The following is a 4,551-nucleotide window of genomic DNA, read 5'->3' as shown; positions in this document are numbered from 1 at the left end:
CCGCAGCCGCGCGAACGGGCCGACCGACGATTTGGCGCCGATCGTGGCACCTTCGATGTGGCAGAACGCATGGATCACCGCATGGTCCTGCACCACCGCGCCCGGCCCGAACACCACGTTGGGCTCGATCGTCACGTCGCGGCCCACCACCGTATCCCACGCGAACCACACCGTTTCGGGCGCGATCAGCGTGGCGCCATCGGCCATCGCGCGCGCGCGGCGGCGCCGTTGCCAGCGCTGTTCGGCCCCGGCCAATTCGGCGCGGCTGTTGATGCCGGCCACTTCATCGGGATCGTCGGTGACGACCACCGCGCACGTCCGCCCGTCGAGGCTGGCCACGTTGACGATATCGGTCAGGTAATATTCGCCCGCGGCGTTGTCGTTGGTCACTCGCGCGAGCAGGCCGAACAAGTCTGCGCTGCGCACCGCCATCAGCCCCGAATTGCACAACCGGCAGGCGCGCTCTTCCTCGGTGGCGTCCTTGTGCTCGACCATCTTGACGATACGGCCATCATCGTGCGCAATCACACGGCCGTATTGCAGCGTCTCGGCCGGTTCGAAGCCCAGCACGACAACGGCCGGCGAATCCGCCGCGTGGAGCCGTTCGAGCATCGCACGCATCGTTGCTGCCCGGACGAACGGCACGTCGCCGTAAAGGATCAGCACATCGCCCTCAAAGCCGGCCAATGCCGCTTCGGCCTGCTGGACCGCGTGGCCGGTGCCGTGCTGCGGGTCTTGCACCGCGATGGTCGCGCGGCCCGCCAGCGCCGTTTCGAGCTGCTCGCGTCCGTGCCCCGCCACCACCACGCTGCGTGCCGGCGCCAGGTCGGCCGCACTCGCCAGCAAGTGGTCGATCATCGCGCGGCCCGCGATCGGGTGAAGCACCTTGTGCAGGTCGCTTTTCATCCGGGTGCCCTTGCCGGCAGCGAGCGTGACGATTGCGAGTGGAGCGGTGATGGCGTTCGGTTCAGTCATACCGCGCTCCTTGCCAGCAAAATCTTGCGGTTTCCAGAACACCCGGCCACACCGGACACACCATGGACATATCCACCCCATTTCCATTCGCAATCGTCGGATTCGACCTCGACGGTACGTTGCTCGATACCAGCCTGGATATCGGCCACGCGCTCAACCACGCATTGCGATCGATCGGGCGCCCGATCGTACCGGTCAACGAAGTGTACCGGCTGATCGGAGGCGGGACCGGGCAAACGCTGCGGCTCGGGCTGCTCGAAACCGGCGGCGCGCTACCCGCGGACGAGATGGCGGCGCTCGAAGACGTGCTCTTCGCCTACTACGAGGATCACATTGCCGAACACACCAAGCTCTATCCCGGCGGCGAAGCGATGCTCGATGCGCTGGCCGCGCGCGGGGTCACGCTGGCGGTGGCGACCAACAAGAAGGAACACCTGGCGCGCAAAGTGTTCGCCGAACTCGGCCTGACCGACCGCTTCTCCGCAATCCTGGGCGGTGATTCGCTCGGCCCGGGCAAGGCCAAGCCCGCGCCCGACCTGCTCCACGCGATGGTCGAGCAAAGCGGTGGTGGCCGCGCCGCCTTCGTAGGCGACACCACGTATGACATCGGCGCCGCCCGCGCAGCCGCGCTGCCGGTGGTGGCGGTCAGCTTCGGGTTTCATGACCGGCCGCCGCACGAACTGGGCGCGGATGCGGTGATCGATCACTTCGACGCGCTGATCCCGGTGCTGGAAAGTCTGGGTTAAATCCTAGTCGTGCGGGCGTCGGTTGAGTCGTTCGATCACTTCGTCCATCGGTTCGATCACGGTTATGCTGCGGCCTTCGCCGAAGCGAATGCGCGTTCCATCGGTGACCGAGGAAATGAACGTGACTTGCGCGGCATTGATCGCGGTTGCCACCCGGTCCGAACTGGTGAATTTCACGAACATCGGCACGCTCTCCTCTATTTTGTCGAAGCGCAGCCTAGCCGTTCCGTGCGGTATTGCCAGCAGGCAAAGCATCCAGGTACGCGCCCAATGTGGAGTAGTGCGACAGGTCGGGCATTCGATGCAGCGCGACAACGTCGGGCAGCCGTTTGGCCAGGACTTCGGCCATCGCGGACGGTGACCAGTTGTCCTCGGCGCCGTGCCATAGCGTCACTGGATGGCGGATATCGGACAGGATCGAAGCCCAGTCGCCGACATAGGCGGCGATCTCGCGCATATAATTGATTCGGCCGTGGCTCAGACCGTGGCGCAGGATCATGGCCATGGTGCATTGAAACGCCGCATTGCCGGCCAGCGCCCTATCTTCACCCTGCGCCGATGCGAAGAGCGCTGCCGCCAACCGGGTGGGTGCCAGCCGCGCTGCCAGCGCCTGGCCTGCTGCCATCGCGCCGAACAGCGCGGGGCTGCGAGTAGCAGCGGCAAACACCGGCTTGCCGGCCATATGGTCGAGGTAATCGCCAGTCTGCAAAGGCGCGGCGGCAGAGATCAGATCGATCGTCAGCGGCAGGTCGGGCAGTCGGTGCGCAACCTGCAACGCGATGAACGTACCCAGCGAAAAGCCCACGAGCCGGATCGGCGCAGCCCCGGCCAAAGCCCGCACTTCATCCGCCAACGCATCGCAATGCGCATCGAAGGCCAATCCCGGATGCAGTGAAGATCGATCGAGCGCATGCCAGCCGTCCGGCACCGGCGCCCCGAACAGCGTGAGTTCGCGGGGCCCTCCCGGCACTTCGTGGAAATAGATCGTGACCGGCGCGCCCAGCATCACGCCGCGCGAACACAGCGCCGCGCGCCAACCTATCCGCTTGCTGAAACCGGCCGCGCATGGCATCGGCGCGCGCAGGATTTAACCGTCCGGTTAGCCATACACCGGGCGCTGCGGGAGACTTTACATGACCATCTCGTTCGAAGGAAAAGTTGCCATCGTCACCGGCGCTGGCGGCGGGTTGGGCCGGGCCTATGCGCTCGAACTGGCCAGGCGCGGCGCCAAGGTTGTCGTTAACGACATTGGCGGATCACGCGACGGCACCGGCCATTCGGACGCGGCGCTCGCGGTGGTCGAGGAAATCAAGGCCGCCGGCGGCGAGGCGATGTCGAACGGCGCCAGCGTCACCGAATACGACCAGATGGTCGAAATGGTGGCCAAGGCCAAGGAGGCCTGGGGCGGCGTCCACGTGCTGATCAACAACGCCGGCATCCTGCGCGACAAGAGCTTCACCAAGATGGACCCGGCCGATTTCGAGCTGGTGGTCAAAGTCCACCTGATCGGCTCAGCCTTCGCCACCAAGGCGTGCTGGGACCTGATGCGCGCGCAGAATTACGGCCGCATCCTGATGACCGCTTCGTCCACCGGCCTCTTCGGCAACTTCGGCCAGGCCAACTATGGCGCGGCCAAGCTGGGCCTGGCGGGCCTGACCAAGACGCTTTACCTCGAAGGCACCAAGAACAACATCAAGGTCAACACGCTGGCCCCCGTCGCCGGCACGCGGATGACCGAAGACATCTTCCCCGAGGAAGCGTTCAAGCTGTTCGGCCCCGAAAATGTCGTGCCGGCCGCGCTGTTCCTGGTCTCCGAAGATTCGCCCACCAACGCTATCGTCGGCGCCGGCGCAGGCGCGTATCATTCGGCGTGGGTATCGATGAACCCCGGCGTATTCCTGGGCCCGGACGAGCGCACCGTCGAAGGCTTCGCCGCCCAATGGGACAAGATTTCCGACCGCACCGGCGATTTCGTTCCGCAATCGGGCGCCGAGCAAAGCGGCGCGATCCTGGCGCTGATCCAGAAGGGCATGAAGGGCTGATTCTCCAGCCATTGAACAGGGTTACGCCGGGGTGGGCAGCATGCCTCCCCGGCAATCCGGGTTAAACATTTCGGCTGCAATTCATTAGTAACTATGCGGTATGGCCTGTTCGTCACTCGGCAACGCACCGGGGGCGAAACATCCAATCCAGAGGCAAGGCCCAGCGGCAAATCGCCACCGGGTCGAACTTCAAAGGCCAAGCCGAGCAATGAACGCCCTGTCCCAAGACAGCTTCCAGCAGATGTGCGACCAGGTTTCGGCGGTGGTCGATGCCGTGCAGTATGAACGGATGCGCTGGGCGCGCGATGTGGGGCCGCGATTGGCCGAAATGGTCACGATGACGCTGGCCTCGATCGAAGGCCGCATCGATCTCGAATTCTCCGAAGAACAATCGACCACCGAGATCAAGCGCTTCATCCTTAAGGTCCACGGCGTGCGCGTGATCGGCCTGACCTTGTGGATCGAGGACGGCCAGGCGCACATGCAACCGGTCGAGATCGACCGCAGCCGCTATCTGCTCTCGGCCAAAGGCACGCTCAGCGTCGAACTCGACGGGCTCAACGCCGAATGGATCGCGCAAGCCCTGCGCACCGCCTTCGGCCTGATCGAGGCGCGCGAAGAACCCAAAGCCGTAGCGCCGCCGCCCACGGCTGCACCCGCGAAACAAGCCGCTGCCGTCCGGACTCAAACGCTCCGGGCGGGCTGAAGCACGGTCACGACTGACAACCCCAACCTCACCGTTCGTGTCGAGCGAAGTCGAGACACGCAGGCGCAGCGTTGGCGTGTCT

At 65.0% G+C, this 4,551-nt stretch carries 6 protein-coding genes; 3 read left to right on the top strand and 3 right to left on the bottom strand.

The window, feature by feature from the left end:
* Positions 1–975, bottom strand: a 975-nt coding sequence (locus tag Q0R16_RS06070) for an NTP transferase domain-containing protein (RefSeq protein ID WP_295633564.1), incomplete at its 3' end; no start/stop codon positions are given.
* Positions 976–1,037: 62 nt separating this feature from the next.
* Between Q0R16_RS06070 and Q0R16_RS06065 the strand changes: the two genes are divergently transcribed.
* Positions 1,038–1,721, top strand: a complete 684-nt coding sequence (locus Q0R16_RS06065; protein ID WP_295633561.1) for an HAD-IA family hydrolase — start codon at positions 1,038–1,040, stop codon at positions 1,719–1,721.
* A 3-nt stretch (positions 1,722–1,724) separates the two neighbouring features.
* On the opposite strand, the gene Q0R16_RS06060 is transcribed toward Q0R16_RS06065, so the two are convergent.
* Positions 1,725–1,904, bottom strand: coding sequence for a hypothetical protein (locus tag Q0R16_RS06060; protein WP_295633557.1), 180 nt, complete (start codon positions 1,902–1,904; stop codon positions 1,725–1,727).
* A 34-nt stretch (positions 1,905–1,938) separates the two neighbouring features.
* A complete protein-coding gene (locus tag Q0R16_RS06055) occupies positions 1,939–2,793 on the bottom strand; it encodes an alpha/beta hydrolase (protein ID WP_295633554.1) in 855 nt (284 codons plus the stop codon).
* Between the two features lie 61 nt (positions 2,794–2,854).
* Here Q0R16_RS06055 and Q0R16_RS06050 point away from each other — a divergent pair, with 61 nt between their 5' ends.
* Both Q0R16_RS06050 and Q0R16_RS06045 read left to right on the top strand, forming a co-directional pair.
* The gene (locus tag Q0R16_RS06050) at positions 2,855–3,763 is read left to right on the top strand and encodes an SDR family NAD(P)-dependent oxidoreductase (protein ID WP_295633550.1); all 909 of its coding nucleotides are present in this window, start codon (positions 2,855–2,857) and stop codon (positions 3,761–3,763) included.
* Between the two features lie 208 nt (positions 3,764–3,971).
* Positions 3,972–4,469 carry a hypothetical protein gene (locus tag Q0R16_RS06045; protein ID WP_295633547.1) on the top strand — a complete coding sequence of 166 codons (498 nt, stop codon included), beginning with the start codon at positions 3,972–3,974 and terminating at the stop codon, positions 4,467–4,469.
* Positions 4,470–4,551: the final 82 nt, after the last annotated feature.

This window comes from Novosphingobium sp. (genome assembly GCF_025351285.1).
In the GTDB taxonomy this organism is placed as follows: Bacteria; Pseudomonadota; Alphaproteobacteria; order Sphingomonadales; family Sphingomonadaceae; genus Novosphingobium.
This window is presented reverse-complemented; position numbering and strand designations above follow the sequence as displayed.

Coding starts and splice junctions, on each gene's coding strand:
- Q0R16_RS06045 (WP_295633547.1), top strand. CDS start 3,972: ATGAACGCCCTGTCCCAAGACAGCTTCCAGCAGATGTGCGACCAGGTT.
- Q0R16_RS06050 (WP_295633550.1), top strand. CDS start 2,855: ATGACCATCTCGTTCGAAGGAAAAGTTGCCATCGTCACCGGCGCTGGC.
- Q0R16_RS06055 (WP_295633554.1), bottom strand. CDS start 2,793: ATGCCATGCGCGGCCGGTTTCAGCAAGCGGATAGGTTGGCGCGCGGCG.
- Q0R16_RS06060 (WP_295633557.1), bottom strand. CDS start 1,904: ATGTTCGTGAAATTCACCAGTTCGGACCGGGTGGCAACCGCGATCAAT.
- Q0R16_RS06065 (WP_295633561.1), top strand. CDS start 1,038: ATGGACATATCCACCCCATTTCCATTCGCAATCGTCGGATTCGACCTC.